This is a genomic window from Streptomyces sp. NPDC056486, from assembly GCF_042795295.1.
Classification (GTDB): domain Bacteria; phylum Actinomycetota; class Actinomycetes; order Streptomycetales; family Streptomycetaceae; genus Streptomyces.
Window position 1 is genome coordinate 1 of sequence record NZ_JBHTSF010000127.1, and the last position, 26,252, is coordinate 26,252.

Genomic DNA, 26,252 nt, shown 5'->3' on the forward strand with positions numbered 1-26,252 from the left:
CCTTTGGGCGCGGGGAACTCTGCTTTTACCTGCTCAACTGCTTGAACTTCCGTACCGCAAGCGGCAGGAACAAGAGCGAGATCGCCACCGGCCACACCACCGCCATGAGCACCGCGTTCTGCTCGACCCAGCTCGCCCCGCCCGCCCCGGGGTTGCCGAAGAGTTCTCGTGCCGCCGTGCCCGTGGAGGACACGGGGTTCCAGGCGGCGATCGGCGCCAGCCAGTCGGGCATCAGGGACGGCGCGACGAAGACGCTGGAGATCATGGTGAGCGGGAAGGCGACCGCGTAGAGCCCGCCCGCCGCTTCCGGGGTCGGCACCACGAGGCCCAGGAACACGCCCACCCAGATCAGACTGAACCGCAGGAACAGGAGCAGTCCGAACGCCGCCAGGGTCTGCGGCAGTCCGGCGTCCGCCCGCCAGCCGATCGCAAGCGCGGTGAGCGCGAGGATCGTCAGCTCGGCGCAGGCCACGATCAGGTCGGCGAGACCGCGACCCGCAGCCACCGCCGAAGGCGCCATCGGCATCGAGCGGAAGCGGTCGATGACGCCCTTGGAGGAGTCCGTGACCACGGCCACCGCGGTGTTCATGAAGCCGAAGGCCATGGTCATCACGAACATGCCGGGCATCAGGAACTGCTTGTAGTCGCCGTCGTCGCCCCCGCCGGGCACCTTCATCGCCTCCCCGAACACAAAGCCGTACAGAAGCACGGAGATGATCGGGAAGCCCAGCTGCCAGGCGATGGTGACGGGCTGGCGCTGGAAGTGGGTGAGATAGCGACGGGTGACGTTCCCGGTGTCGGCGAGCGCCCAGTAGAGGCGCCCGTGCGAGGCCTGCGCGTCCGTGGCATCCGCTGTCAGTACGGCGCTCATGCCGAGACTCCCGTCTTCTCGTTCTCGTCGATTCCGGCGGCGGCTTTTGCGGAAGCGGTCGCACCCGCCGCGCCCGCGTCGGGTTCCGTGGGCTCCGTCCGGTGTCCCGTGAGCCGCAGGAACACGTCGTCGAGGCTCGGCCTGCGAAGGCCGATGTCCTCCACCGCGACCCCCTGGTCCTGCAGCGTCCGCGCCACGTCCGTCAGCGCGCCGACCCGGTCGGTCACGGCCGCCTGGACGCGCCGCTCCAGGTCGACGGCCTCGGGCACGCCCGACGCGACACGGGCGACGGCCTTCATGGCCGCCGGGAGATCGGCGGCCTCGCGCACCACGACCTCCAGGTAGCTGCCGCCCACCGTGTTCTTCAGGCCGTCCGGGGTGTCGTCGGCGATGGCGCGGCCCTGGTCGATGACGGTGATCCGGGACGCCAGTTTGTCGGCCTCGTCCAGATACTGGGTGGTGAGCAGGACGGTCGTGCCGTCCGCGACCAACTTCCGCACGGTGTCCCATACTTCGAGGCGTCCGCGCGGGTCGAGCCCGGTGGTCGGCTCGTCCAGGAAGAGGACGGCGGGCGCGAGGATCATCGAAGCGGCGAGGTCGAGCCTGCGCCGCATGCCTCCGCTGTACTGGCCCGCGCCCTTGCCCGCCGCGTCCACCAGGTCGAACTGCTCGAGCAGTTCCTGGGCGCGCAGCGCGGCCCGCTTGCCGCCCAGGTGGAAGAGGCGGCCGAACATCTCCAGGTTCTGCCGACCGGTGAGGACCTCGTCGACCGCCGCGTACTGGCCGGTCAGACCGATGCGGCCGCGTACGACGTCGGGGCTGCGCACCACATCGGCGCCCGCGACCTCGGCGCGGCCGCCGTCGAGGCGCACCAGTGTCGAGAGGATGCGTACGGCGGTGGTCTTGCCCGCGCCGTTCGGGCCGAGCAGTCCGTGCACCGTGCCGCGCCGCACGTGCAGATCGAAGGCGTCCAGGGCCTTCTTCTCCCCGTAGCGCTTGTCCAACCTCTCGGCCCGCACCGCGTATTCGTCGTTCTCGCTCACTGCCGCCCCTCCAGCCTTCGAGTTCCTCGAGTCATCTGAGTACACCGTACTCATTTGAGAGTACACCGTACCCAATTCCGTGGGTACGGTGTACTCAATAACCGATCCGGCGATTAGGCTGAGCCCCATGACGAGCACGAACGGCGGCGACGACTCCCAGCGCAACGACGACGCCCGGCGCACCGGCAGCGACATCACCCGCAGCCTGGAACTGCTCTGGGGCGAGGGCGAACGCCCCACGCGGGGACCCAAACCCGGGCTCACCCTGGACCGGATCGTCACCGAGGCGGTGCGCCTCGCGGACGCCGAGGGGCTCACGGCCCTCTCGATGCGCCGCCTGTCCACGGAGCTCGGCACCGGCACGATGTCCCTGTACCGCTACGTCCCCGGGAAGGGCGAACTGCTCGACCTGATGCTGGACCGCGTCTTCACGCGGGCCGGCGACACGCGGGCCGGCGACACACGGCCCGGTGAGGCCGAGCACCCGCCGAGCGGTGGCTGGCGCGAGGCCGTGGAGGCGTACGCCCACGAGACGCTCGTCCTCTACCGCGAGCACCCCTGGCTGCTCCAGGTGAACCAGGCCCGCCCGGTGCTCGGCCCCGGCTCGGTCGGCAGCCTGGAGCACGCCCTTTCCGGGATCGAGTCGATGGGCCTGACCGACCCCGAGCGGATCGGCGTGATCGTCATGGTCGAGGGGTACGTCACCGGGGTCGCCCGCACCCAGGTGCACGAGATGGAGGCGGTGAAGAAGAGCGGCCTGACGGACCAGGCGTTCTGGGAGGCGCAGTCCCCCACCCTCAGCCGGATCATGAGCAGCGGCCGCTACCCCCACCTCGCCGGGCTCTCCGACGACGCGTTCGGCTCACAGTTCGACCATTTCGAGTTCGGCCTCCAGCGGCTGCTCGACGGACTGGACGTGCTGGTGGCGCGGCGCGAGGCCACGGAGAACAGCGCCCGGAAGGCATGACAAACCGGGCGATCACTGCCTAGATGGAGGCATGACGCCGAAATCCGCGAGGCATGCGAACTCCGGGGCGAGCCCGGCGCTCTCCCCGTTCGTGAAGCAGTACGCCGTCCTGCTCACGAGTCACAAGAAGGACGGCACGGGCGTGGGCACCCCCGTCAGCATCGTCGTCGAGGGCGACCACGCGTACGTCCGCACCTACGCCAGGGCCTGGAAGGCCAAGCGGATGCGCCGCAACCCCGAGATCGAGCTCGCCCCCTCGACGGTGCGCGGCGCGCCGACCGGGCCCGAAATCAAGGCGCGGGTGCGGCTCCTCGAGCAGGGCGGCGAGGAGAACAAGCACGCGTCGAGGCTGATGCGGCGCAAGTACCCGGTGTCGCACGGGGTCTTCGTCCCGATCGCGCACAAGGTGCGACGGGACAAGACGCTGCATTACGAGGTGCGGGTGCTTGGCGAGTAACCCCGGCCGGTAACCCCTGCCCTCCCTCGCAGCCCTCCCCCGCTGCCCTCCCTCGCTGCCCCCACCGACTACTTCCGGCGGAACATCCGCTTCAGCCCGAAGAAGGCGACGAGCACGACGGCGAGGGTCAGCGCGCCCACCTTGAGGTCACCGTCGATCCCGGAGACCCCGCCGTCACCGGCATCGCCGGAACTCCCGCCGCTGGAACCCGAGTTGCCGCCTCCCGCCCCCTCGACCTCGACGGGCTCGACCTCACTCTGCTCGCCCTCGCTGCCGTACATGAGGGTCGTGCCGTCCAGGGTGTACGTCACGGATTCGCCCTGCCGCTGGAGCGGCACACTCAGCCGCCCCTGGCGCTCGGGCTTCTTCCCCTCGCCCTTCCAGGTGTACGAGACTCCGCCGAGGTAACCGCGCAGGGCGAGCTGCTTCCCGTCGGGCGAGAAGGCGCCGTCCGTGGTCCAGAGGCCCGTGTCGCCCAGGCGCTTGAAGACGTTGGTCCCGGATGCGGACATCTGCGCGGGCCCTTCGTACAGGCCGCCGCCCTCCTCCTTCTTGTCGGCGATGTAGATCCGCCCGGTCTTGGGGTGCACCATCAGCGCCTCGGCGTCGCGCGCCCCGTCCTCGTACTTCACCGTGTACTGGGTGGCGCGGACGGTCTGATCGCCCAGCTTCTTCGGCTCGGGCAGCTTGTAGATCCACACGTGGGGCCAGGTGCCGCCGAGGTTGTCGCCGATGTCGCCGACGTAGATGTTGCCGTCGCTGCCGACGGAGATGGCCTCCACGTCACGGGGCGTGCCGACGCCGGTCATGGTGACGGTGGCGACGGTCTTGCCGGTCTTGCCGTCCACCGCGTAGAGCAGCGCCCCGTTCTTGTCCTGGTCGTTGTGCGTCCAGTAGACGCCCGGGTGGGCGCGGGAGGCGGCGAGGCCGCTCGACTCGATGATGCGGGGGTCCTTGATGGTGAACCCGTCATGGCTGTCGTCGGCGGCGGCGGGGCCGACGGCGGCGGCGAGAAAGAGCAGAGCCAGGGCCCCGGCACCGGTGGCACCCCTGACAGCCCTGACAGCCGTGGCACCCGTGGCACCCATCGAAGAACGCAGTGAACGCATGGGCCAAGACTGCCACCCCGGCGCAGGGGCCTTTCGTCCGGCAGGTGTTCAGCCTCACATCGCAGGCCGGGGCCTTGATCCGGGATGATGAGCGGATGCTCAGGTTCATGTTCGTCGGTGACTCGATGACGATCGGCAGCGCGGGGGAACACACCTGGCGCCACCGGATGTGGCAGCACTTGCGGGCCTCGCTCGGCGACGCGGCCTTCGCCGTGGTGGGCCCGCGCCAGGCGCTGCACGACAAGGTCTCCGGTGAGCCGGTCTCGTACGCCTACGCATGTGAGGACCCGGACTTCCCGCGCCATCACTTCGCGGGCTGGGGCGAGGGCTGGCTGCACATGGCGCCGCGGATGGCGGAGGCGGTGCGGCAGGAAGGCCCCGACGTCCTTCTCATCTCGCTCGGCCTGATCGACCTGGGCTTCTACACGGACGCGGAGCAGACGGCGCGGAACGCACGCCGCCTCGTCGCGGAGGCGAGGTCGGCGAACCCGCGCATCCGGCTCGTCCTGCTCCCGGTGATCCCGAACATCCGGGCCCGGACGGACGCCCCGTTCGCGGCGGAGGTCTCGCGCTTCAACGTGCTCCTCGCGAAGGCGGTGGCCGACCTGGACACGGGCGCGTCCCCGCTGCTCCTCGCATCGACGCCGCCGTCGTACGACATCGACGTCGACACGTACGACGGGACGCATCCCAACGAGAGCGGCGAGCACAAGCTGGCGGCGGCGTTCGCGGACGCGATGCACCAGGCGTGGGGGCTCGGCGCGCCGTACGAGCCGACGCGCCGGCCTTCGACGCCCGTGTCGGCTCTGTCGCCCACCGGCTGAAGCACTACCGGCTACCGGCTACCGGCTGAAGTTGGCCTTGAGGGCCTTCAGCCCGGCGATGTCCCACTTCGTGTACTGCCCGGCGTACTTCTTGACGCGGGCGTCGCTGCCGCCTGCCCTGCCGTAGCCGCCGTTGGGCGAGCACATGAGCGGCCGGTCCTTGCTGCTGTTGGAGACGCACTCGTAGGGGTCCGCGGTCTTGTTGGCGTCCGAACCGTCCACGTTGGCGTGGTCGAGTCCTATCGAGTGCCCGATCTCGTGGCTCATCATGTTCGAGACGAGCGCCGGGGAGGCCGCCCAGTCGCCCGGTATCCAGTACTCGCTGTCGACCCATATCCAGCCGCCCCACGCGCTCTGGTTGGCGCTGGCGGAACACGGGTGCGCCTGGGAGTAGCCCGGCTTGTTGCCGGGGGTGAAGGGCCGGTACTTCATCCCCACGGTGATGACGTGGCGCTCGGCGGTGTTACAGGCGTTCTGCTCCTTGTGATAGCCGTCGGCCAGCGTGAACTTGGTCCCCGTGACCGAGGTCAGCTGGGCCGCGGTCTTCTTCAACTGCGCCCGCAGCTGCGCCTCCGCCTTCTTGGTCTGCGCGGCGGTCAGCTTGGTGGCGGACGCGCTGGGCTTGACGAGGTGAATGACGTACGGGTCGGGGCTGAGCGACTCGATCCCCCGCCCGGACAGAATCCGCCACCCTGTGCCCTTGTAGACATCCCCCGCGGCATAAGCCGGATTGCTGAGCGCGACGAGCCCGACGGCAGCGGCGAGCACACCCACAGAGCGAACGATCTTCTTCTTAGCGGTCATGGCTCGCATCCTCACCCACCCCACCAACAACTCCCCAACGCCCCTCCCATATCCCTTATCCCTTATCCCTTCGGCCAGTGCCGCTAGACGGAAGACGGATGTCCGGGCCTTGGTCGTCTTCCTAGCGTTCAGGCATGACGGTCGAGAGCACTGAAGAGGCCACACCCCAGGCCGCACGGACAGCCGCGCCCCGGCGTGGGGGCGTACTCCCCGGCGAGCGGGCCCTCGCGCCCGATCTCGCGCGGGGGCTCATGCTGCTGTTCATCGGGCTGTCCAACACCGCGTTCCATCTGACGGCGGCCGGGCACGGGCCGTCCGGGTGGCAGCCGGTGGACGGCGGATGGGCCGATCATGCCGTGCAGTTCGCCATGATCACCGTCCTTGACCTGCGCATCTATCCGCTCTTCGCGTTCCTCTTCGGGTACGGGATGATGCAGCTCTTCCTGCGGCAGACGTCAGCCGGTACCTCGGAGCGCGAGGCCGCACGGCTGCTGCGGCGACGCAGTCTCTGCCTGATCGTCATCGGTCTCCTGCACGCCACGTTGCTGATGGCCGGGGACATCGTCGGCTTCTACGGGGTCCTCAGCCTCGCCCTGGGCTGGTTCTTCCTGCGGCGCAGTGACCGCGCGCTGAAGTGGTGGATCTGGATCGCCGCCGCTCAGTTCGTGGTGCTTGCCGCCCAGCCCGTCGTGTCTGCCGCGCTGGCGGGCGACTTGGGCACGCTGGGCGACTCGGGCGCGGAACCGGGGGCGGACGCGTACGCGGCGGGCGAGGGGAACTGGCTGACCGCGGCGGGGACCCGCTTCACGAGCGGCCTGTTCGTCACCTTCGCGGCGGCTCCGCTGTCGCTGGTGGGCGGCGCGTACGTCATCTTCCTGCTCGGCTTCTGGGCCGCGCGCAGGCGGGTGTTGGAAGAGCCGGGGCGCCACTTGCCCTTGCTGCGCCGGACCGCCGTGGTCGGCATCGCGGTGGGGTGGCTCGGCGCGCTGCCCGCGGCGCTTGCTCACGTTGGGGCGATCACCGTTCCGGACGACGCGCAGAGCGAGGGCGGCGTACTGACCCTGCTGCGGGACGCCACGGGGAACGCGGCCGGTCTCGGGTACGTGGCTGCCGTGGCGCTGTTCGTCCACTGGTGGACCGGGCGCGCGTCACGGTCCCGTCGACCCCTCCGAGGAGCGAAGGCCATCACGGCCGTCTCCGCCGTCGGCAAGCGCTCCCTCTCCTGCTACCTCGCCCACTCCCTGATCTTCGCCCCGGTCCTCGCCGCCTGGGGGCTCGGCCTCGGCGAGCATCTGACGAGCGCGACCATGGCGCTGTTCGCGGTGGGGGTGTGGCTGGTGACGGTCGTGGGGGCGTACGCGATGGAGCGGGCGGGGCGGCGGGGGCCGGTGGAGGTGGCGTTGCGGCGGGTCATGTATCGGAGGCAGGGGTGAGGACGGGGCGGCTGCCGCCGGCGGAGCGCGGGCCCGCGACCCGTACCTTCGCGGGCCACGTCGACGCCACGTCGTCGAGGAAGATGCCGCAGGCCAGGAGCGCGGCGCTGCCTCGCGGACGCAGGTCCTCGCGGCGCAGCCCGGCGTCGAGCGCAGTGAGCGCGGCGGCGCCCTCGGGGGTCGCGGTGCCGCCCGCGTCGAGGATCTCCCGCGCGCCCGCCTGGACCGCACGGAGGCCATGAGGCCCCGCCGCGTAAAGCACTCCGGTGTCCTGGAGCGTGCTCATGATGGAGAGCAGGGCGTCCGGCCGCCCCGTCCCCGCACGCAGGGCCACCAACGCCCGCCGCACATGCGGAAATCCGGCCCGCGCCTCGCCCCTGGCGCCCGCCGCCCCATAGCGCGCGGAGACCGTCGATCCGGGCGAGGGCAGGCGCGGCGCAGAGCGGTCCCGGAGAGTGGCCAGGCGTTTGGCGGTGGCAGTCAACTCATCGACGGGGGACTCCGGTTGGAGCGCCGCCGAGGCCAGCAGCAGGCCGAGAGACCAGATACATCCCTTGTGCGTGTTCACCCCTCCGGTGGCCCGCAGCATCGACCGCTCCGTCGCACGGCCGATGAAGCCGAGTTCCTCGCGCAGCGCCTGCGTCGGCTCCCCGTTCCTGCGGGCGGCGGCGGCCATCGCGGCGAAGCCGGGCCTCAGCGCCTGCGCCGCCCATCGCGCCGCGGTGACGTCCTCCCGTACCGCCCCGGCCCGCGGCGCCAACTCCGCTTCGGCGACGAGCGCCTGGACGGCCGCTCTCGCGAGGCGTTCATCGTCGTACGCTCCGACAAGACCCACGACCTCGCGCCCCCTACGACTTCGACGGAGCGCCGCCGGGCGCACCGCTGGGAGCGCCGCTGGGCGCACCGCTCGGCGGGGCCCCTGTGGGCGGCTCGCCGCCGTCTCCACCCCCGCTGCCGCCCGCACCGTCGTTGGACGCGTCGGGGTCGATGCCGAGCGTGAGGGTCCCGGTGTACCCCTTGCCCGCGGACCCGCTCACCGTCATCAGCCCGTCCTTGGCGCCGCCCCCGCCGTACACCATGTCGTCGTCCAGCTTGGTGGGGCTGCCCGTGTGCCGGGAGTACGGCGCCAGCTTGTACACGGCGTCGCCGATCGAGTCCTTGAAGAAGAGCTGCCCGGTGTAGTTCACCTTGCCGCCCTCGTACGTCCCGTCCTCCTTCTCCCCGCCCGTGTGCACCTTGACGTGGATGTGGGTGACGCGCGGCGTGTACCACCCTGGGAAGATGGTGGTGAACTCCACCACGCCGTCCTTGCCCGCGACTTGATAGCCCCGCAGGTACGTCTTGTCGTCGGCGCCGCTCTTGTCCTCGCTCTCGGCGGGAGCCTTGCCGCCGGGGTTCGCGTCCGTGTAGCCGGAGTAGTAGCCCCAGGCGTCGCAGTGCCAGATCTCCACAGCGGCCCCGGCGACGGGGTCGCACGAGTCGGTGGTGTCCTGCACGGTCAGCTTCAGGGTGAGGGGTACGCCCTCCTTGCCGTCCGTGATGTCCTTCCGGACGAGCGCACCGTCCAGGTAGTACGGCCCTTCGGTGACGCTGGACATGAGCACGCACTGGCCGTCGCCGGAAGCGGAGCCGGTGGAGGACGAGGAGGCGGAGTCCGACGCGGACCCGGAGTCCGTGTCCGATGAGCTGCCGCACCCCGCCAGAGCGAGCCCGGCCGTCCCGGCGGCAGCACCGCCGAGCACCAGGACCTTGCGCCGTTTGAGATCACTGTCTGCCATGTCCGCGACGGTAGGCCGGGTTCCGGTGCGTTCCCTCAGGACTCGCTGTGAACCGCCTGTGCGTCACCCCGCCCGGGGGGGGCTCCTATCTGTTCGGTCAAGGTCTGGGTTCTTGATGAGGCAGATGAGGGCGGCGTTGTGTCGTTTGCCTTCGGTGCGTTTCCGAGGAGTTCTCCCGTGCCGGGTGCAGGACCGGTGCGCGGATTACCGACCACTACACCAACTCACGCCACAGTCAGCCAGGTTGGCAAAGGCTCAGTAACAACTTCGACTCGGGATACTTGTCCCGGCTTGCTCTACTTATCCTGGAGATGTGTCGGACTGGATCTATATCGGCTGCTAGCGGTGCACCCGTCTCGGTCTGCGCATGACCTCCTGAGAGTGGGGACCTCATGGTCGCAGGGGCAGGAAAGTTTGCCGAACGTCTGTATGAGGCGAGCGACGGTAAGTACTCAAGTTTTACCGAACTCCATGAACATGGCGGAAGGCTCGCCCGCACCCTCGATGATCCAGAGAAAATCAAGGTGGCAGCGTACGCGACGCGGTTCAAAAATAGTCGTTACGGTTGCGGTATCGTCATGCAGAAAAAGCGAATCTTACTCCTTCCTGAGCAGCCATATGTCAAAGCAACTCAGGCATTTATGGGTGCATTACGAGGCAAGGGCGATGTCTTCGAGATTCGATATGACCAAATCAAGCGCGTACAGTCCTACAACAGTGGCGATAGTGCCAATTTGTTTCAGGCTATTTTCCGCAGCCGTCTCACGAACGACGATATTCGCATTCTTCTGCGGAGTGGCGAAATTTTACTGCTGGAATCAATAATGGGGAATCGGGGTTCAGTCCTGATGACCATGTTCAAAAAGCGCCTCTGAGAGGGCGGTTCGCGAGTTGGTGTCCGTCTCCGGAGCCACGATGAGGCAGGGCTGCTGGTGTCGACCTCAGCGAGAATGCCGAGCTTGACCAGGTGTTTCAGCTCCGTCCGAGGGTCGCACCAGGTGACAGTGTTCTCGCCGGTGAGGCGACGGCAACAGGCCACCCGGTTGGCGTCCGGCACCGCCCGCCCCCACCGGACCGAAGCCGCCCCTGCATGCTCACCACAGCATGCGAGTGACAGGGGTGCGCCCCCATCGGCCCCTGCCGCCCTGCCCGTGACACTGCGGCTGCCGCTCGCGCAACACGATGAGCGAGTCCTGCCTCTGCCCGGACGTCACCTTCTGATCCACACCCAGGCGCCATGCCCCTGATGCACCCGGATAGGGTCCGCGTGCACCGTGACCGACCGCCACGCGGCGCGCACCGCTCCCTTTCCTCACATACGGGGTACTTACGGCATGGATTTCGTCTTCCACATACTCTTCCCACTGTTCATCGTGCTGATGTTCTGGGCCGCCCACGCGATCGTGCGCCGAACACGGCAACGGCGCACGGCGTGGGAAAGCGGACTCACCGCGCAGGCACGGGTGGTGCGCGCCTGGGCCACCGTCCAGATGGTCAACAACGTAGCGCGGCGCATCCAGTGGCACGAGTACGACTTCACAACGGCGCACGGCCAGGCCGTCCGGTTCAACGAATCAGGCGGCCCGGCAAGCCGGGAACCAGGCGACGCCACGCTCGTGTACTACGCAGGCGACGAGCCGGACAAGGCCACCGCCTCCGAGCCCCAGCCGGCCAAGGACATGTTCAGGACGGTCCTCGGTCTCGGCATCCTCGGAGTGGGGGTCGTCATCCTCACCAAGGTGATGATCCAGTACTGGTGACGGCGCCCCCACCCACCGGCAGAGGGCCCGGGGCGGGCGGCGCCCGCGCAGCTGGTGACACCACCCCCCGGGCCATGCACTCGACACGGGGAGGTAGTCATGCCAACTCCGAAGGCCGGTAGCCCCGTTGCGGGGCTACAAAAACGGTAATGGGGGCGGAATCTCACGTGGCCCGGGTCAGTCGGTTCGCCAGCGTCGACATCGTGTACGTGCCGATGCCCATTACGACCTCGAGGGCGTTCCGTTCCGTGTGGCCCGCCGCCAGGAACCTCTTCAGCTCCGCATCCCCGACGCCGCCCGCTGTCGCGAGCACCTCCAGCGTGAACTGCCTTACCGCCTCCAGCCGTTCATCGTCCAGCGCCCGCCCCTCGCGCAACGCGGCGATCAGCCCGGCGTCCGCGCCCAGCTTCCGCAGTTTGCCGGTGTGCATGGCCACGCAGATGTGGCAGTCGTTGCGCACGGCGACGGTCATGATGACGACTTCCCGGGCCACCGGCTCCAGCGTCGTCCGCTCGAAGGACGCGCTCAACTCCAGGAAGCCGTTGAGAAGTTCGGGCGACTCGGCCAGGCGGGCCACCGCACTCGGCGTCTTCCCGAAGGCCGCGGCCGTACGCTCCATCGCCGCGCGGGACTCCGCGGGTGCGCTCTCCACGGTGTGTTCAGCGAACATGGCAGACCCGGCAGACATGGCAGATAAGGCAGACAAGGTGCACCCCTTACGATGGACAACATGGTTGACGGAAATAAAGTAAACCAGGTTGTCGATACCGGCAAGCCCGGCAAGGGTGCCCACACGGCGGACGAGCCGCCGGAGAGCGACGACGGCCACGGCTTCGAGCTGCCCCTGCTCCTCTTCGCCGGGTTCCGCACCCTGATCGACCGGCTCCACGCCGAACTGGCCCGCCAGGGTCACCCCGACGCCCGCCCGGCCCACGGCTTCGCGATGCAGGCGATCGGCGTGCGGGGCACGAGCGCGAGCGACGTGGGCCGCCGCCTCGGCGTCTCCAAGCAGGCCGCGGGCAAGACCGTCGACCGCCTCATCACCCTCGGCTACGCGGAACGCACCGACGACCCGGCCGACGCCCGCCGCAAACTGGTCCGCCTCACCCCGCACGGCATCGACGCACTGACCCGCTCGGCGGCGATCTTCGATGAGCTGCACGCCCAGTGGGCGAAACAGCTCGGCGCGGGGCGCCTGCGCGCGATGGAGGACGACCTGCGCACCGTCGTACCGCCGGATGTGTTCCGCCTGGACGCGGCGGCCTTGCTCGGCGGCTCGTGACGGCGCCCTTGCGCAGCTCGTGACCGCACCCTTGCATAGAGCGCACTTCAAGTCGTTGGCTGAGTAACCATGAAGTACACGCAGCTGGGACGCACAGGACTCAAGGTCAGCCGACTCGCGCTCGGGACCATGAATTTCGGGCCTCTGACCAACGAGCCCGACAGCCACACGATCATGGACGCCGCGCTCGACGCGGGCATCAACTACTTCGACACAGCCAATGTCTACGGGTGGGACGCGAACAAGGGCCGCACCGAGGAGATACTCGGCACCTGGTTCACGCAGGGCGGCGAGCGGCGCGACAAGGTCGTGCTCGCCACCAAGATGTACGCGAACATGGCCACCGACGGGAAGCCCGCCTGGCCCAACCACGATCTGCTCTCGGCGGTCAACATCCGCCGGTCCGTGGAAGCCTCGCTCAAGCGGCTGCAGACCGACTACATCGACATCTACCAGTTCCACCACATCGACCGCAGCACCCCCTTCGAGGAGATCTGGCAGGCGATCGACACCCTCGTGACGCAGGGCAAGATCCTGTACGCCGGGTCATCCAACTTCCCCGGATACAAGATCGCCCAGGCCAACGAGATCGCCAAGCGGCGCGGCAGCTACGGCCTCGTCAGCGAGCAGTGCCTCTACAACCTCGCCGAGCGCAGCGCCGAGATGGAGGTGATCCCGGCCGCCCAGGACTACGGCCTCGGCGTCATCCCGTGGTCGCCGCTGCACAGCGGACTGCTCGGCGGCGTCCTGAAGAAGGAGGGCGAGGGCAAGCGGCGCACCGGCGGACGTGCCGCCGAGGAGCTCGCGAAGCCCGAGGTGCGTGCGCAGGTCCAGGCGTACGAGGATCTGCTCGACAAGCACGGCCTCGCACCGGGCGAAGTGGCGCTCGCCTGGCTGCTCACCCGGCCCGGCGTGACCGGGCCGATCGTCGGGCCGCGCACCTCGGAGCAGCTCACCAGCGCTCTGCGCGCGGTCGAGCTCGAACTCTCGGACGAGCTGCTCGACGCGCTGGACGAGATCTTCCCGGGGCCTGGGCCCTCGCCGGAGTCCTTCGCCTGGTAGTAGGGGCAGCAATTCAGCAGGTAGCAGGTAGCAGCAGCTTTACGTGGCCGCGGTCATCGCCTCACTGGCCGACCGCGGCCGCCACCGCCACGACGACGAACATCAGCACGAGCACACCGGCCATGATCCGGTTCCTGGTTTTCGGGTCCACGTAGTCGAGGTTAACCGGCTCCGCCCAGTGCCCAGCGACCGACCACCTCATAGCGGGGCCGTTCCCCCGGCACCCCGCTCCTGGGCAGATTGCTCCGTACGAGGGTCAGCTCGGCCACGGTCCACTCCGTGCCCTCGAAGTCCGCGAGGCCGTCGACGTATGCCCGCAAAGACGGTTCCCCGCCGCCGCGGGCAAGCGTCAGGTGCGGGCGGTAGTGGCGGTGCTCCTCCATGGTGATGCCGGACTTGCGGGCCGCGGCGTCCGCCCGCGCGGCGAGGAGGCGCAGGGCGTCCACGTCACCCTTGGCGCCGGCCCAGAGCGCGCGGTCGCCGAAGCTTCCTCCGCCTCGGAGGGAGAGGGGGAAGGGAGCGGTGCGGTGTGCGGCCCGCTCCAGGCGGGCGGAGAGCTCCGGGACCGTCTCGTCCGGTACCTCCGACATGAACGCCAGCGTGAAGTGCCAGCTCTCGCGGCGCGTCCAGCGGAGGGCTTCGGCGCCCGGCAGGGTCTGCAACGTGTCTGCCGCCCGGGTCAGTTCGTCCGCCGCCGTGGGGGGCGGAAGGACCGCCGCGAAGAGTCTCATGGGGTGAGGCTCCGACGCGGCTTTGCGTACCGTCAAATCACCGGCTCCGCCGAGTTCGTCCTCAAGCGCCGGACAGGCTGAAATTCCCAGCCCGCGGAGCCGGGCGTGGGATAGGAAGATCCCATGGACCACATAACCATCCGCCCCGCAGGACCCGCCGACATCCCCACCGTCCTCGCCCTCTTCGACGAAGCCGTCGCCTGGCTCGTCTCGCAGGGACGCACCGGGCAGTGGGGCGACCAGCCCTGGTCGACCAGACCGAAGACCGTCGCTCTGGTCGAGAAGTATCTGACCACCGGCTCCGCCTGGATCGCGGAGATCGACGGGGAGGCGGCGGGCACGCTCACGCTGACGGACGCACCGGGGGCGTACATCGCTCCGGTGGACGAACCGGAGCAGTACATCCATCTGCTGACCGCCCGGAACGGCACAGGCGCGGGCGCCGCCCTCCTCGCGCACGCGGCAGAAGAAACCCGGAGCCAGGGGATCTCCCTGCTCCGGGTCGACTGCTACGCGGGCGGTGACGGCAAGCTCGTCGCGTTCTACGAGCGCAACGGCTTCACGCGGACCGAGGCCTTCGTCGAGAAGGACGGCACCTGGCCGGGCCAGGTCCTGGCCCGGCGGGTGTAACCGGCAACCGGCGAAGGGAAGGGCTCACGCCGCCGTCGCCAGCTGCTCCCGCGGCACGAACTGCACGTGCTGCTGCCCTCGCCGCAGATCCAGCTTCAGCCGCAGGTTCGCGGCGCGGGCCAGCATCAGGCCGACGCCGACCGCCGCGACGGCGCATATGAGGCCACCCGCGGCCATGCTGACGCGCACTCCGTACGCGTCGGCGAGCCAGCCGAAGAGCGGGCCGCCCAGCGGTGTGCCGCCGGTGAAGACCATCATGAACAGCGACATGACACGGCCCCGCATCTCGGGGTCCGTGGCCATCTGGACCGAGGAGTTGGCGGTGACGTTCACCGTCAGGCCGAGGATGCCGATCGGGACGATCAGCGCGACGAACATCCACAGCTCGGGCGCGAACGCGGCCACGATCTGCAGTACGCCGAAGGCGATCGCGGCCCCGGCTAGCAGCCGGAGGCGTGAGGTGCCCCGGCGGGCCGCGAGCAGTGCGCCTGCCAGCGAGCCGATCGCCATCAGGGTGTTGAACAGGCCGTACATCCCCACGCCACCGTGGAAGATGTCGTCCGCGAAGGCGCTCAGCCAGATCGGGAAGTTGAACCCGAAGGTGCCGATGAAGCCGACGAGGACGATCGGCCAGATCAGCTCGGGGTGCTTGGAGACGTAGTTCAGGCCTTCCTTCAACTGTCCCTTGCCGCGCGGCTTGCGCGGGGTGGGGTGCAGCTCGCGGGTGCGCATCAGCATCAGGCCGGTGAGCGGTGCGAGGAAGGACAGGCCGTTGGCGAGGAACGCCCAGCCGGGGCCGACGGCGGCGGTGAGACCACTCGCCACGGCGGGGCCGATGAGGCGCGCGGACTGGAAGTTCGCCGAGTTCAGCGAGACGGCGTTGCGGACCTGGTCGGGTCCCACCATCTCGGACACGAAGGACTGCCGGGTCGGGTTGTCGACGACCGTGACGAGGCCCGTGAAGAAGGCCGCGAGGTAGACGTGCCAGACCTGGACGTTGCCGCTCAGGGTGAGCGTGGCGAGGAACAGGCCGCTGATGCTCATCGCACCCTGCGTACAGAAGAGCAGCTTGCGCTTGGCGAAACGGTCGGCGATGACACCGCCGTACAGGCCGAACAGGAGCATCGGCAGGAACTGCATCGCGGTGGTGATGCCGACCGCGGCCGAGGACCCCGTGAGGCTCAGGACCAGCCAGTCCTGGGTGATGCGTGCCATCCATGTGCCGGTGTTGGAGACAACGGCGCCGGAGGCGAAGAGCCGGTAGTTGCGGATCTTCAGCGAGCTGAACATCGACGACTTCGCGGCAGGGGTCTTGTCGAGGGCGGTTGGTGCGGGGGCGGAGTCTGCTCCGGATCCCGTACTCAAAGGCGGTTCGCCTCCTTGGCGTGGTGCGGTCGTACGGCACACGGCAGGTGTCCCGCCGCGTGCGCTGCTTGCAGATGCGCGATTTAGAGGTGCGCGAGTTATCAGAGGTGCGCGAGCTTCTCCAGGACGGGAGCCGCGGCGCGCAAACGCGCCCACTCGTCGTCGTCGAGCTGCTCGGTCAGGTCGGCCAGCCAGGCATTCCGCTTGCGGCGGCTCTCCTCGAGCATGGCCTCGGCCGTCTCCGTCTGGGTCACCACCTTCTGGCGGCGATCCTCGGGGTGCGGCTCCAGCCGGACGAGACCCTTGGCTTCGAGCAGCGCGACGATGCGGGTCATCGACGGCGGCTGCACATGTTCCTTGCGGGCCAGCTCACCGGGGGTGGCGTGGCCGCAGCGGGCGAGGGTGCCGAGCACCGACATTTCGGTGGGGCTCAGCGACTCGTCGACCCGCTGGTGCTTGAGTCGTCGGGACAGGCGCATCACGGCGGAGCGCAGAGAGTTCACGGCGGCGGCGTCGTCACCATGGGAGAGGTCCGGCATGTTCGTTAGAGTAACTCATTACTCTAGCTAAAGACCACTCGGTTAACACGACGGATCCGATTGGTTCCGCTTAGCGGTCCCACGGGGCACTCGTACGGCCCCACTGGCTGCCCGCACCGGAGGCCACGGAACCCTTTCGTCACCCATATGAGTGAGGCGGCTTCGGAAAGTGAGACACGGTCCGCGCGGCGGCAGCGACCCTGTCAGGCATGGGATCGACAGTGCTCAGCCTGCGAATAGACGGTGAGCTGCTCGACCGGCTCAAGCAGCACGCCGCAAAGAGGGGAATGAGCGTCCAGGACTACGTGGTCGGGACGCTCATCCGTGGTGACTTCGACGAGCGCTTCCGGAGCGCCGTCGAGGAGACGGAAAAGTTCTACGGGGCGGCCTGAAGGCCGCCCCGTAGGCACTGACACAAGACCGGCCGCCGCTTGGCCGCTTACGTGAGGCCCAGCGCCGGCATCAGGTAGTAGAAGCCGAAGACGGCCGCCACGATGTACATCGCGACCGGCACCTCCCGGCCGCGGCCCGATGCGAGGCGCAGCACGGTGAAGCTGATGAAGCCGATACCGATGCCGTTCGTGATCGAGTACGTGAACGGCATCATCAGCATCGTCAGGAACGCCGGGATCGCGATGGTGAAGTCGGCCCAGTCGATCTGGCCGATCGACCCGGACAGGATCAGGAAGCCGACCGCGAGCAGCGCGGGCGTGGCCGCCTGGGACGGCACCATCGTCGCGATGGGCGTGAGGAACAGCGCCACCGCGAAGAGAGCGCCGGTGACGATGTTGGCGAAGCCCGTACGAGCGCCTTCGCCGACGCCCGCCGTCGACTCCACGAAGCAGGTGGTCGCCGACGAGGACGAGGCGCCACCGGCGGCGACGGCGATGCCGTCGACGAACAGGACCTTGTTCATGCCGGGCATGTTGCCGCGGGCGTCGGTCAGCTTGGCCTCGTCGCCGATGCCCATGATCGTGCCCATGGCGTCGAAGAAGCAGGACAGCAGCACGGTGAAGACGAACAGGATGCCGGTGAGAAGGCCGACCTTGTCGAAGCCCCCGAACAGACTGACCTGACCGACGAGGCCGAAGTCCGGCGTCGCGACGGGGTTGCCGGGCCACTCGGGCGTCGTCAGGCCCCATGAGGGCACCGTCGCGACCGCATTGATGATCATCGCGGCGATCGTCATGACGACGATGCTGATGAGGATCGCGCCGGGCACCTTACGTACGAGGAGCGCGAGCGTGAGCAGCGCGCCGAGCACGAAGACGAGGACGGGCCAGCCGTTGAGGTGTCCGTCGCCGCCCAGCTGCAGCGGCACCGTGGTGTGCGCGGCGTCCGGGATGCGCGAGACGAAGCCGGAGTCGACGAGGCCGATCAGCATGATGAAGAGGCCGATACCGATGGCGATGCCCTTGCGCAGGCCCAGCGGCACGGCGCTCATCACACGTTCCCGCAGGCCGGTCGCCACGAGCAGCATCACGACGAAGCCCGCGAGGACGACCATGCCCATCGCGTCGGGCCACGACATGCGCGGCGCGAGCTGGAGGGCGACCACGGTGTTCACGCCGAGGCCCGCGGCGAGCGCGATCGGGACGTTGCCGATGACGCCCATGAGCAGCGTGGTGAAGGCGGCGACAAGGGCGGTCGCGGTCACCAGCTGGCCGTTGTCTAGCTGATGCCCGTACATGTCCTTCGCGCTGCCCAGGATGATCGGGTTGAGCACGATGATGTAGGCCATCGCGAAGAACGTGGCGAAACCGCCGCGTACCTCCCTGACCAGGGTCGATCCCCGCTCCGTGATCTTGAAGTACCGGTCGAGGCCCCCCTGCGGGGAATTCGGGTGCGGCGGTTTCGCGTCGACCGGAGCAGTGGCCGAGGGGGACATGGGGGACCTCATGACCTGTGATTAGGGAGATGTACCGAACCCGAGGGAGATGTACCGAACTCGGACGAACTTGTATCTTCGTACGAAAGCAATCGGCCATTAACGAGCTGTTTCAGTATGAATACATGAGGCTAAATTCGCTATCTCCGCGCGTAGACCGTTGCGGCGCACGGGAAGCGGGACGAATGCGAGGCGAGAGCGAGGCGAGAGCGAGGCGAGAGCAGGGCGAAAGCCGGGCGGGTGCGGGCCCGCGCGAGGGCTCCCGTTCAAGGCCCCAGGGCCAGGCATAAGCTAGGCGCATGGAGAAGTGGACACCCAAGCACGACGCGCCGGAGCCCCTGGAGGGCCCCGTCGTCGCCACCATCACAGGCGGCACGATCCTCTGGTTCGTCCTCTTCCTCGTGCAGCTCCCGTTCTACGGCTGGTTCGACGACCGCGACGCCACCTGGTGGGTATGGACCTGCCTGGCCGGCGCGGGCCTCGGCCTGATCGGCATCTGGTACGTCCGGGGCCGCGACGCGGCGATCAAGCGGGACGCGGAGCGCCAGACGGTGACAGAGGCGGAGTAGCCCGTTCCGCCGATGGCCGGACGAGAGCCCGTACAACCACGGGAGTGTCCGTGTCCTACCGTGGTCGGATCTTTGGGGCACTCAAGGGGTGAACCCCCCATCTCGCCCGTACCGTCGTCTGCATGACGCATATCGACGCGGGCGCCGAGCTCGACCCGGTCCACCCGGTGGAGCTGCCCACCGGACGCGCGACGGGTCTGAGCGCCGCCGAGGTCGCCGAGCGAGTCGCACGCGGCGAGGTCAACGACGTACCCGTCCGCAGTTCCCGGTCCACCACCGAGATCGTCCGGGCGAACGTCTTCACCCGTTTCAACGCGATCATCGGCGTGCTCTGGGTGATCATGCTCGCCGTCGCGCCGATCCAGGACAGCCTCTTCGGCTTCGTGATCATCGCCAATACGGGCATCGGCATCATCCAGGAGCTGCGCGCCAAGAAGACCCTGGACGGACTCGCGGTCATCGGCGAGTCCAAACCGACCGTGCGGCGCGACGGCAGAGGGACCGAGATCTCCACCTCCGAGATCGTCCTCGGCGACCTGGTGGAGCTCGGCCCCGGCGACAAGATCGCCGTGGACGGCGAGGCCGTCGAGACCGACAGCCTGGAGATCGACGAGTCGCTCCTGACCGGTGAGGCGGACCCGGTCGTCAAGAAGCCCGGCGACAGGATGATGTCGGGCTCGTTCGTGGTCGCGGGCGGCGGCGCGTTCACCGCGACGAAGGTGGGCCGCGAGGCGTACGCGGCGCAGCTCGCCGAGGAGGCGAGCCGCTTCACTCTCGTCAACTCAGAGCTGCGCAACGGCATCTCCACGATCCTCAAGTACGTGACGTGGCTGATGATCCCGACATCGATCGGCCTCATCATCAGCCAGCTCGTCGTCAAGGACGACAACTTCAAGGAGTCCATCGCCTACACCGTGGGCGGGATCGTGCCCATGATCCCGGAGGGGCTCGTGCTCCTCACCTCGGTCGCCTTCGCCATAGGAGTCATCCGGCTAGGCCGCCAGCAGTGCCTGGTGCAGGAGCTCCCCGCGATCGAGGGCCTGGCCCGCGTCGACACGGTCTGCCTGGACAAGACCGGCACCCTCACCGAGGGCGGCATGGACGTCACCGAGCTGCGCCCCCTCGGCGGCACGGACGAGGCGTACGTACGCAAGGTCCTCGGCGCCCTCGGCGAGTCCGACCCGCGGCCGAACGCGTCGCTCCAGGCGATCATCGACTCCTACCCCGACAGCGAGGAGTGGCGCTGCACGCAGTCGCTGCCCTTCTCATCGGCCCGCAAGTACAGCGGCGCCGCCTTCAGCGAGGGCGACGGCGACAACTCGGCGTGGCTGCTCGGCGCCCCCGACGTCCTGCTGCCCGACGGCGACCCCTCCCTCGCCGAGATCGAGGACCTCAACCAGCAGGGCCTGCGGGTGCTGCTCCTCGCCCGCGCGGCCGGTGAACTCGACGACGCCGATGTGGCCTCAGGAGCCGAGGCCACCGCCCTGGTCGTCCTGGAACAGCGCCTTCGCCCGGACGCAGCCGACACCCTGCGCTACTTCGAGGAGCAGGACGTAAGCGCCAAGGTCATCTCCGGCGACAACGCGGTCTCGGTGGGCGCGGTCGCCGGAAAGCTGGGCCTGCCGGGCGCGGAGAACACCGTGGACGCCCGCCGGCTGCCCACGGAGCAGGACGAGATGGCCGAGGCCCTTGACGCCAACTCCGTCTTCGGCCGTGTCACCCCGCAGCAGAAGCGCGACATGGTGGGCGCCCTCCAGTCACACGGCCACACGGTCGCGATGACCGGCGACGGCGTGAACGACGTACTGGCCCTGAAGGACGCCGACATCGGCGTCTCGATGGGCTCGGGCTCGGAGGCGACGCGGGCGGTGGCCCAGATCGTGCTCCTGAACAACAGCTTCGCGACGCTGCCCTCGGTGGTCGCGGAGGGCCGCCGGGTCATCGGCAACATCACGCGGGTCGCGACGCTGTTCCTGGTGAAGACCGTCTACTCGGTCATCATCGCGCTGCTCGTGGTCTGCTCGCAGGTGGAGTACCTGTTCCTGCCACGCCACCTGACGCTGCTCTCGACCCTGACGATCGGCGTCCCGGCCTTCTTCCTCGCCCTCGCCCCCAACAAGGAGCGGGCCAAGCCCCACTTCGTACGAAGGGTCATGCGGTACGCGATCCCCGGCGGGGTCGTCGCGGGCGTCGCCACCTTCTGTACGTACCTCCTGGCGCGCCACCACTACACGGGCGTGGGCGCGCGGGAAGCCGAGACCAGCGCGGCCACCCTTGCGCTGTTCCTGATCGCCATGTGGGTGCTCGCGATCATCGCCCGCCCCTACACGTGGTGGCGGCTCGGCCTGATCGGCGCGATGGGTCTCGGCTTCCTGCTGGTGCTCACCGTGCCGTGGCTCCAGGACTTCTTCCAGCTGAAGCTGGTGGGCACGACGATGCCGTGGGCGGCGGTCGCGATCGCGGCGGTGGCCTCACTGGTCATCGAGGTCATCTACCGCTGGGTGGACCGCCGCTTTCCGGCGTAGTTCCGGCGTGCTTAGTAGGCGTGCTTACTAGTTGACGTCCACGAAGTCGCTCGTCGACGTGACGGCCGGGGTCGTGGACGTACCGGCGAAGACATAGCGGTAGTAGCCGTCCGCGGAGGCCTTCACGGTCGTCTTCAGGTTGCCCTTGGTGTCCGACGTGATGGTCTTCAGGGTGGTGTAGGAGGCCGCACCCTTCTTCTTGTACTGGAGCTTCACCGACTGCTTGGTGTAGCCCGCGTACTTCGAGGTCTCCCAGTTGGCGCGGGTGAGGGCGCCGGTGACCGTGAGGGTCTTGCCCTTCTTGATGGGCTCGGGGGAGGCGTTGGTGGTGAGGCGGGCGGCGCGCTGGACGCGGGCGTCCGACTTGGCCCCGTCGATGGTGGTGGAGCCACTGCCCCCGGTCGCGACGGCGTAGACCTTCCAGCCGCTGCCGGCCACGTCGTTCGTGTAGATGTCCGCCTTCGGGTCGACCGTGAAGGCGAGGGTGCAGGTCGAGGTGGTGTCGTTCACGACCTTGCACTTGGAGTCGAAGTCGTCCGGGGCGAAGGCGCCGTCGGCGGTCTGCCGACTGGGGCCGTGCCACATGAAGCCGCTGGCGCCCGCGATGCCCTCCGGGTCGGTCGCGGTGATGGCGACGGTGAACTTCTTCTTCGCGGAGGTGCCGATCACGACGTCCTTGCCACCGTTGACGGTGACCTTGGTGATCTTGGTGTCTCCGGCGGCGGCGCCGTTCGCGACCTTGGCGACGGAGGCGGAGAGTTGCCGGGTGTTCGGACCGTCGTCGGCCTGGGCGGCCGGAACGACGAGTGCGGAAAGGGCCAGGGTGCCGGTCAGTGCGGCCACGGTGGCACGGATGCGCATGTGTTTCCCCAGGTGGGAAGGGGCTCCGCGGTGCGTGGGGGCTGTCACGCGGGGCCCAATGATCTAGGAGTCTGTTGACTCGGAAGATCAGACCCGCGACCTGCCCCTCTGGTTGTACGGGAAGTGAAGATTTTGTGACCGGGTTTTGGAGCGCGGCATTCAACGAGCCCCGAAAGGGGCGCGGGGAACTGCGCGACCAGCCCCCACGCACCCGCAGTCAAGTCAGTCGAACCAGCGATCCCGCTCAAGCTCATCCGTCCGGGAGGGATCTTCGAGCAGCGCCGCGACCTCGAAGCGCCGCGGCCACTGACCCGCCGCCCAGGCGAGCCCCGCGGCAACGCCCTCCAGCGTGGCGGCGTGGATGACGCCGTCCGGCGTCCGCCGCCAGTCGAGCTCGACGTCCCCCGCGAACAGTTCCTCGTACTCGATGTACGTCTCCGGGGTCGCGGGACCGAGCAGGATCCGCACCGAATCCGGCACCGGATGCTCGGCGCCATCGCCCGATGGCTCCTCCGCCGCCGTCTCGCTCAGCCTGCGCACCTGGAACAGCTCGGCGAGGTCCCCCGCCTTGCGGGGCTGCACGGGCAGCAGCGCCACGCCCCCGGCGAGCGGCAGCAGGTCCGGGGCGTCGGCGACGACCGCGTCCGCCACGTCGACCACCACGACCTCACCGTCCACGACGGCCCGCACCTCGTCCGGCAGCGTCACCTGCTCCGGGTCCAGGTCGGCCAGGGCGCCGTACAGCGCGTGCAGTTGGGCCGCCGAAACGGTCCTCTCCGGGTCCGCGAGCCGGTCGAGCAGCTCGGCCGCGCCGCCGGGCTCCTCCAGGAGCGCGGCGACCGACGTACGGACACCGAGTGCGCGAAGCACCTGCTCGTCGTCGAAACCGGAGGCGTCGGCGGCGTCGTAGAGCCCTTCGAGCAGCGGGTCGCCGCCCGATGCCCGAAGACCGGCGGGACGGCGGCCGCCAAGGACGGGATTCCCGCGCAGCCACCACGCGGTGTACGAGCGGACGGTCTCCGTCGTGCCGTCCGGGAGCAGGATCCGCAGCGGCTGCGTGAGGGCGTCCCGCAGCGGCGGGCGCGAGAGCATCGCAAGGGCCTGCGGCCAGCAGTCGTCGTCGACCAGATCCAGATCCCGTACGGCGATGATCTCGGTGGCGACCGGCGGCACTGGCGTCTCCGGCAGCCGGTCGAGCACGTCCTCGGCCCACACATCGACCGCGTCGAGCAGACCGGCGTCATCGGGCTCGGCGAAGTCGCCCTCGCGGGGCTCCAGTTCGTCAGGGTCGAGTACGACGTCCGTGGCGCGGACGAGGGCGAACGTGGCGAGCACGCCACACGCGGCGAGGGGCTGCTCGCCCCAGCGCTCGGCGAGCTCGGCGTCCACCGTGGCGAGTTCGTCCTCGCGCATGACCTGGGCGAACGGGCTGCCGGGCAGGACGAGTTCACCGGCGGGGGCGAGATCGCCGTCCTCGTCGTCGGGGAGGGCGAGCGCACCGAGCCAGGGCTCGTCGCCGGGCGCGAGGTTCGCGTCGCGGACGAGCGAGAGCACGATGTCCGCGAGTTCCTCGGCGTCGAGCGCGTCCTCGTCCCACGTGTCGTCGTCGAGGGACGCGGCCACGGCGGCACGGACCTGCGGGGTCGTCAGGACGGCGCGGGGCGTGGCGGGCAGGGCGCCGAGCTTCTCCAGGAGGGGATGCACGGCGTCGGGGTGCGCGACCTTCAGGCCGAGGCGGACGAGCGCTGCCGGGTCGCTGTCGTCGCCGATGACGGGCAGGAGGATCTGGCGTGGCCCGATGGTGGTACGCCCGTCGGCGAGGGGGACGGGAAGGCCGGTGAGGCGGTCCGGGTCGACACCGGCGAGGGTGTCGTACAGCCGCCGCCACCAGTCCGGATCCCGCTCGAGACCGGCGAGGCGGTCGATCGCCTCGGTCAGCGGTACGCGGGCGACACCGAGGGTGCGCAGCTCGGCGCGCCGCTCGAGCCCGGCGGGCAGCAGGCTGGGCAGAACATCGGCGAGCACGCGTACGGTATCGGCGCCCGCGCCCTCCACGACCTCGGCGTCACGCGGCCGCAGCGCGACGGGGACCTGCCACTCGGGTACGTCCGGGTCGTCGTCCTGCGGTACGGGCTCGACGGCGGGCGGCAGGAAGGCGGTGCGGGGCAGCCGGTCGAGGATGGCCTGGCGCAGCGCGCCGTCGAGCTCGCTCTTGCCGAGCGGACCGGGGACGAGGCTGATGATGCCTTCCCCGACGGGCCGCCAGTCGGCGAGCAGTTCGGCGTACGCGTCGGCCGCGCGCTGCACGAGGAAGTCGGTGAGGGGCCCGGGCGCCGCGTGCCGCCGGGAGGTGTCCAGCGGGAACGAGGCGATGAGCAGGGCGGGCACGCCGAGGGGCTCGTCACTCGGGGTCGGCGCGTGCAGGACGGGGGCGCTGCGGGGCGGCTGCGGGGCGCCTTCGCTGTCGGTGGGGACGGCCCAGGTGACGGACCAGTGGGGCCGCAGCCGCTCTTCGACGGGCCGGTCGGCGAGGAGCTCCTGCTCCAGGGGCCCTTGCCTGCTGACGGTGCGCCAGCGGGTGTCGCCGTCACGGGTGTCGGAGATGTCGACGTGGCCGGGTTCGGTCGTGGATCCGGGTGCGGCGGTGCGGCGGAGGGTGCGGGTGGTGTGGTCGCCGACTTCGACGACGACTTCTTCGAGCCCGGGAAGGGCGAGGAGAAGGGCGTCATCGATGCCGTCCAGGAGACGTACGACGAGGTCTTCGGCGGCGGCGTCGCGCAGGGGCAGGATGACGACGGTGTCGTACCCGTCCGGGGCGGTTCCCTCGGCGGCGAAGGGCAGCCGCAGCAGCGGTACGTGCCCGTCGCGCCTGCGGACCTCGTCCCCGAGGCCCGGGCTGAACCGGGCGGTGTCGGCGGCGAGCTCACGGGCTTCGCCGAGCGACCACCGGACTCCGCCCGTCCGTCCGACGACGGCGGGCTCGTCCGAGACGGCGAGCACGGCGGCGAAGCCGACGCCGAACCGGCCTACGGCGCCGTTGTTCTGCTCCTGGTTCTGCTCCTCCCGCTTGGCGGATGCGCGGAGGGTGGAGAGGGATTCGACGCCGGTGGCGTCGAGGGGGCTGCCGTTGTTGGCGGCGGCGAGCACTCCGTCCCGGAGGGTGAGGGAGAGGCGGCCCGGGGCGCCTGCGCGGGCCGCCGCGTCGGCGGCGTTCTGCGCGAGCTCGACGATCAGCCGGTCGCGGTAGCCGCCGAGGGCGAGGTCTTCCTCGGCGTTGGCGTCCTCCCGGAACCGGGCCGGGCTTGCCGCCCAGGCGTCGAGGACTCCCCGTCGGAGCCGTGCCGTGCCGAACGGGTCAGTACCCTCGGCCGCCGGCCGCACGGTCTTGCTCACGGTGTCGTCTCCCTCGCTTGGTTCGCGGGCCGAACGGTACCGCGTCCTGGGGTTTCCCTGATGGGCGGTCCGTTCTCCGGTGGCCGGGTGTGACGCTCGGGGCGCCTGCGCTGGGCTTCGCGGGGCGGGCGTACGTCACCTGCGAGGCGGTGGTCGCCCCTTCCCGCGCTCCGCGCGGAACTCCCCCGCCCACCCGCCCGATTACCCCGCATCGTGCGGTGCGCGTAGGGGCGGTGGATCCGCGTGGTGTGGCGTGGGGGCGGAGTGTCATCTGCGGGGCGGTGGGTACCTTTCCCGCGCTTCGCGCGGGGTGTCTCCCGCCCACCCGCCCGATTACCCCGGGCAAACGGGTGGGCGGGCG

Annotated in this window: 25 protein-coding genes; 12 read left to right on the forward strand and 13 right to left on the reverse strand. The window is 69.5% G+C overall.

All coding sequences use genetic code 11. The features are described from left to right. Window positions 1-25: 25 nt before the first annotated feature. Entirely contained in the window at window positions 26-871 is an 846-nt protein-coding gene (locus tag ACFQ7F_RS34515; RefSeq protein WP_383279380.1) for an ABC transporter permease, read from the reverse strand. After that, window positions 868-1,914, reverse strand: coding sequence for an ATP-binding cassette domain-containing protein (locus ACFQ7F_RS34520; RefSeq protein ID WP_383279382.1), 1,047 nt, complete (start codon window positions 1,912-1,914; stop codon window positions 868-870). Before ACFQ7F_RS34520 ends, ACFQ7F_RS34515 begins: the two co-directional genes overlap by 4 nt. Window positions 1,915-2,041: 127 nt before the next feature. Here ACFQ7F_RS34520 and ACFQ7F_RS34525 point away from each other — a divergent pair, with 127 nt between their 5' ends. Beyond that, complete coding sequence (locus ACFQ7F_RS34525) at window positions 2,042-2,881, forward strand: TetR/AcrR family transcriptional regulator (protein ID WP_383279385.1); 840 nt, start codon at window positions 2,042-2,044, stop codon at window positions 2,879-2,881. A 31-nt stretch (window positions 2,882-2,912) separates the two neighbouring features. Continuing rightward, window positions 2,913-3,338, forward strand: coding sequence for a PPOX class F420-dependent oxidoreductase (locus ACFQ7F_RS34530; RefSeq protein WP_383279388.1), 426 nt, complete (start codon window positions 2,913-2,915; stop codon window positions 3,336-3,338). Between the two features lie 68 nt (window positions 3,339-3,406). Here ACFQ7F_RS34530 and ACFQ7F_RS34535 read toward each other — a convergent pair whose 3' ends face one another. After that, window positions 3,407-4,426 (reverse strand): WD40 repeat domain-containing protein, encoded by a 1,020-nt coding sequence (locus ACFQ7F_RS34535; RefSeq protein WP_383279447.1) that lies wholly within the window; start codon window positions 4,424-4,426, stop codon window positions 3,407-3,409. A gap of 116 nt (window positions 4,427-4,542) precedes the next feature. Here ACFQ7F_RS34535 and ACFQ7F_RS34540 point away from each other — a divergent pair, with 116 nt between their 5' ends. Then, entirely contained in the window at window positions 4,543-5,271 is a 729-nt protein-coding gene (locus tag ACFQ7F_RS34540) for a GDSL-type esterase/lipase family protein (RefSeq protein ID WP_383279391.1), read from the forward strand. A gap of 18 nt (window positions 5,272-5,289) precedes the next feature. Here ACFQ7F_RS34540 and ACFQ7F_RS34545 read toward each other — a convergent pair whose 3' ends face one another. Next, window positions 5,290-6,075: a hypothetical protein gene (locus ACFQ7F_RS34545; protein ID WP_383279394.1), complete on the reverse strand. Its 786-nt coding sequence runs from the start codon at window positions 6,073-6,075 to the stop codon at window positions 5,290-5,292. 134 nt (window positions 6,076-6,209) lie between these two features. On the opposite strand from ACFQ7F_RS34545, the gene ACFQ7F_RS34550 reads away from it, so the two are divergent. Further along, complete coding sequence (locus tag ACFQ7F_RS34550; RefSeq protein WP_383279397.1) at window positions 6,210-7,508, forward strand: DUF418 domain-containing protein; 1,299 nt, start codon at window positions 6,210-6,212, stop codon at window positions 7,506-7,508. Here the strand turns inward: ACFQ7F_RS34550 and ACFQ7F_RS34555 are convergent. Then, window positions 7,486-8,343 (reverse strand): triphosphoribosyl-dephospho-CoA synthase, encoded by an 858-nt coding sequence (locus ACFQ7F_RS34555; protein ID WP_383279400.1) that lies wholly within the window; start codon window positions 8,341-8,343, stop codon window positions 7,486-7,488. The two genes, ACFQ7F_RS34550 and ACFQ7F_RS34555, sit on opposite strands and share 23 nt — an antisense overlap. A 13-nt stretch (window positions 8,344-8,356) precedes the next feature. Next, the gene (locus tag ACFQ7F_RS34560) at window positions 8,357-9,286 is read right to left on the reverse strand and encodes an intradiol ring-cleavage dioxygenase (RefSeq protein ID WP_383279403.1); all 930 of its coding nucleotides are present in this window, start codon (window positions 9,284-9,286) and stop codon (window positions 8,357-8,359) included. Between the two features lie 392 nt (window positions 9,287-9,678). Between ACFQ7F_RS34560 and ACFQ7F_RS34565 the strand changes: the two genes are divergently transcribed. Both ACFQ7F_RS34565 and ACFQ7F_RS34570 read left to right on the forward strand, forming a co-directional pair. Further along, window positions 9,679-10,161 (forward strand): hypothetical protein, encoded by a 483-nt coding sequence (locus tag ACFQ7F_RS34565; protein ID WP_383279406.1) that lies wholly within the window; start codon window positions 9,679-9,681, stop codon window positions 10,159-10,161. Between the two features lie 459 nt (window positions 10,162-10,620). Then, window positions 10,621-11,046: a DUF3592 domain-containing protein gene (locus tag ACFQ7F_RS34570; protein WP_383279409.1), complete on the forward strand. Its 426-nt coding sequence runs from the start codon at window positions 10,621-10,623 to the stop codon at window positions 11,044-11,046. A 163-nt stretch (window positions 11,047-11,209) separates the two neighbouring features. On the opposite strand, the gene ACFQ7F_RS34575 is transcribed toward ACFQ7F_RS34570, so the two are convergent. Further along, on the reverse strand, window positions 11,210-11,734 hold the full coding sequence (locus tag ACFQ7F_RS34575) for a carboxymuconolactone decarboxylase family protein (protein ID WP_383279412.1): 525 nt from the start codon (window positions 11,732-11,734) through the stop codon (window positions 11,210-11,212). Between the two features lie 33 nt (window positions 11,735-11,767). Between ACFQ7F_RS34575 and ACFQ7F_RS34580 the strand changes: the two genes are divergently transcribed. Together ACFQ7F_RS34580 and ACFQ7F_RS34585 are read left to right on the forward strand one after the other, a co-directional pair. Further along, window positions 11,768-12,328, forward strand: a complete 561-nt coding sequence (locus ACFQ7F_RS34580) for a MarR family winged helix-turn-helix transcriptional regulator (RefSeq protein WP_383279414.1) — start codon at window positions 11,768-11,770, stop codon at window positions 12,326-12,328. A 69-nt stretch (window positions 12,329-12,397) separates the two neighbouring features. Next, window positions 12,398-13,390 (forward strand): aldo/keto reductase, encoded by a 993-nt coding sequence (locus ACFQ7F_RS34585; protein ID WP_383279416.1) that lies wholly within the window; start codon window positions 12,398-12,400, stop codon window positions 13,388-13,390. A gap of 161 nt (window positions 13,391-13,551) precedes the next feature. Here ACFQ7F_RS34585 and thpR read toward each other — a convergent pair whose 3' ends face one another. Beyond that, complete coding sequence (gene thpR / locus ACFQ7F_RS34590; protein WP_383279419.1) at window positions 13,552-14,121, reverse strand: RNA 2',3'-cyclic phosphodiesterase; 570 nt, start codon at window positions 14,119-14,121, stop codon at window positions 13,552-13,554. 123 nt (window positions 14,122-14,244) lie between these two features. Between thpR and ACFQ7F_RS34595 the strand changes: the two genes are divergently transcribed. Further along, window positions 14,245-14,751, forward strand: a complete 507-nt coding sequence (locus ACFQ7F_RS34595) for a GNAT family N-acetyltransferase (protein ID WP_383279422.1) — start codon at window positions 14,245-14,247, stop codon at window positions 14,749-14,751. Between the two features lie 24 nt (window positions 14,752-14,775). Here ACFQ7F_RS34595 and ACFQ7F_RS34600 read toward each other — a convergent pair whose 3' ends face one another. Beyond that, window positions 14,776-16,116: an MFS transporter gene (locus tag ACFQ7F_RS34600; protein ID WP_383279425.1), complete on the reverse strand. Its 1,341-nt coding sequence runs from the start codon at window positions 16,114-16,116 to the stop codon at window positions 14,776-14,778. Window positions 16,117-16,217: 101 nt separating this feature from the next. Further along, window positions 16,218-16,655: a MarR family winged helix-turn-helix transcriptional regulator gene (locus ACFQ7F_RS34605; protein WP_383279428.1), complete on the reverse strand. Its 438-nt coding sequence runs from the start codon at window positions 16,653-16,655 to the stop codon at window positions 16,218-16,220. 209 nt (window positions 16,656-16,864) lie between these two features. Between ACFQ7F_RS34605 and ACFQ7F_RS34610 the strand changes: the two genes are divergently transcribed. Beyond that, window positions 16,865-17,047 carry a ribbon-helix-helix protein, CopG family gene (locus ACFQ7F_RS34610; protein ID WP_367043109.1) on the forward strand — a complete coding sequence of 61 codons (183 nt, stop codon included), beginning with the start codon at window positions 16,865-16,867 and terminating at the stop codon, window positions 17,045-17,047. Window positions 17,048-17,094: 47 nt separating this feature from the next. Here the strand turns inward: ACFQ7F_RS34610 and ACFQ7F_RS34615 are convergent, their stop codons facing one another. After that, on the reverse strand, window positions 17,095-18,543 hold the full coding sequence (locus ACFQ7F_RS34615; protein WP_383279432.1) for an NCS2 family permease: 1,449 nt from the start codon (window positions 18,541-18,543) through the stop codon (window positions 17,095-17,097). 299 nt (window positions 18,544-18,842) lie between these two features. Between ACFQ7F_RS34615 and ACFQ7F_RS34620 the strand changes: the two genes are divergently transcribed. Beyond that, window positions 18,843-19,112, forward strand: a complete 270-nt coding sequence (locus tag ACFQ7F_RS34620) for a DUF2530 domain-containing protein (protein WP_383279435.1) — start codon at window positions 18,843-18,845, stop codon at window positions 19,110-19,112. Window positions 19,113-19,234: 122 nt separating this feature from the next. Next, window positions 19,235-21,637 carry an HAD-IC family P-type ATPase gene (locus tag ACFQ7F_RS34625; protein WP_383279438.1) on the forward strand — a complete coding sequence of 801 codons (2,403 nt, stop codon included), beginning with the start codon at window positions 19,235-19,237 and terminating at the stop codon, window positions 21,635-21,637. 27 nt (window positions 21,638-21,664) lie between these two features. Here the strand turns inward: ACFQ7F_RS34625 and ACFQ7F_RS34630 are convergent, their stop codons facing one another. Both ACFQ7F_RS34630 and ACFQ7F_RS34635 read right to left on the reverse strand, forming a co-directional pair. Next, the gene (locus tag ACFQ7F_RS34630) at window positions 21,665-22,498 is read right to left on the reverse strand and encodes a calcium-binding protein (RefSeq protein ID WP_383279441.1); all 834 of its coding nucleotides are present in this window, start codon (window positions 22,496-22,498) and stop codon (window positions 21,665-21,667) included. Between the two features lie 222 nt (window positions 22,499-22,720). Continuing rightward, window positions 22,721-25,891 carry a sacsin N-terminal ATP-binding-like domain-containing protein gene (locus ACFQ7F_RS34635; protein WP_383279444.1) on the reverse strand — a complete coding sequence of 1,057 codons (3,171 nt, stop codon included), beginning with the start codon at window positions 25,889-25,891 and terminating at the stop codon, window positions 22,721-22,723. Between the last annotated feature and the right edge of the window lie 361 nt (window positions 25,892-26,252).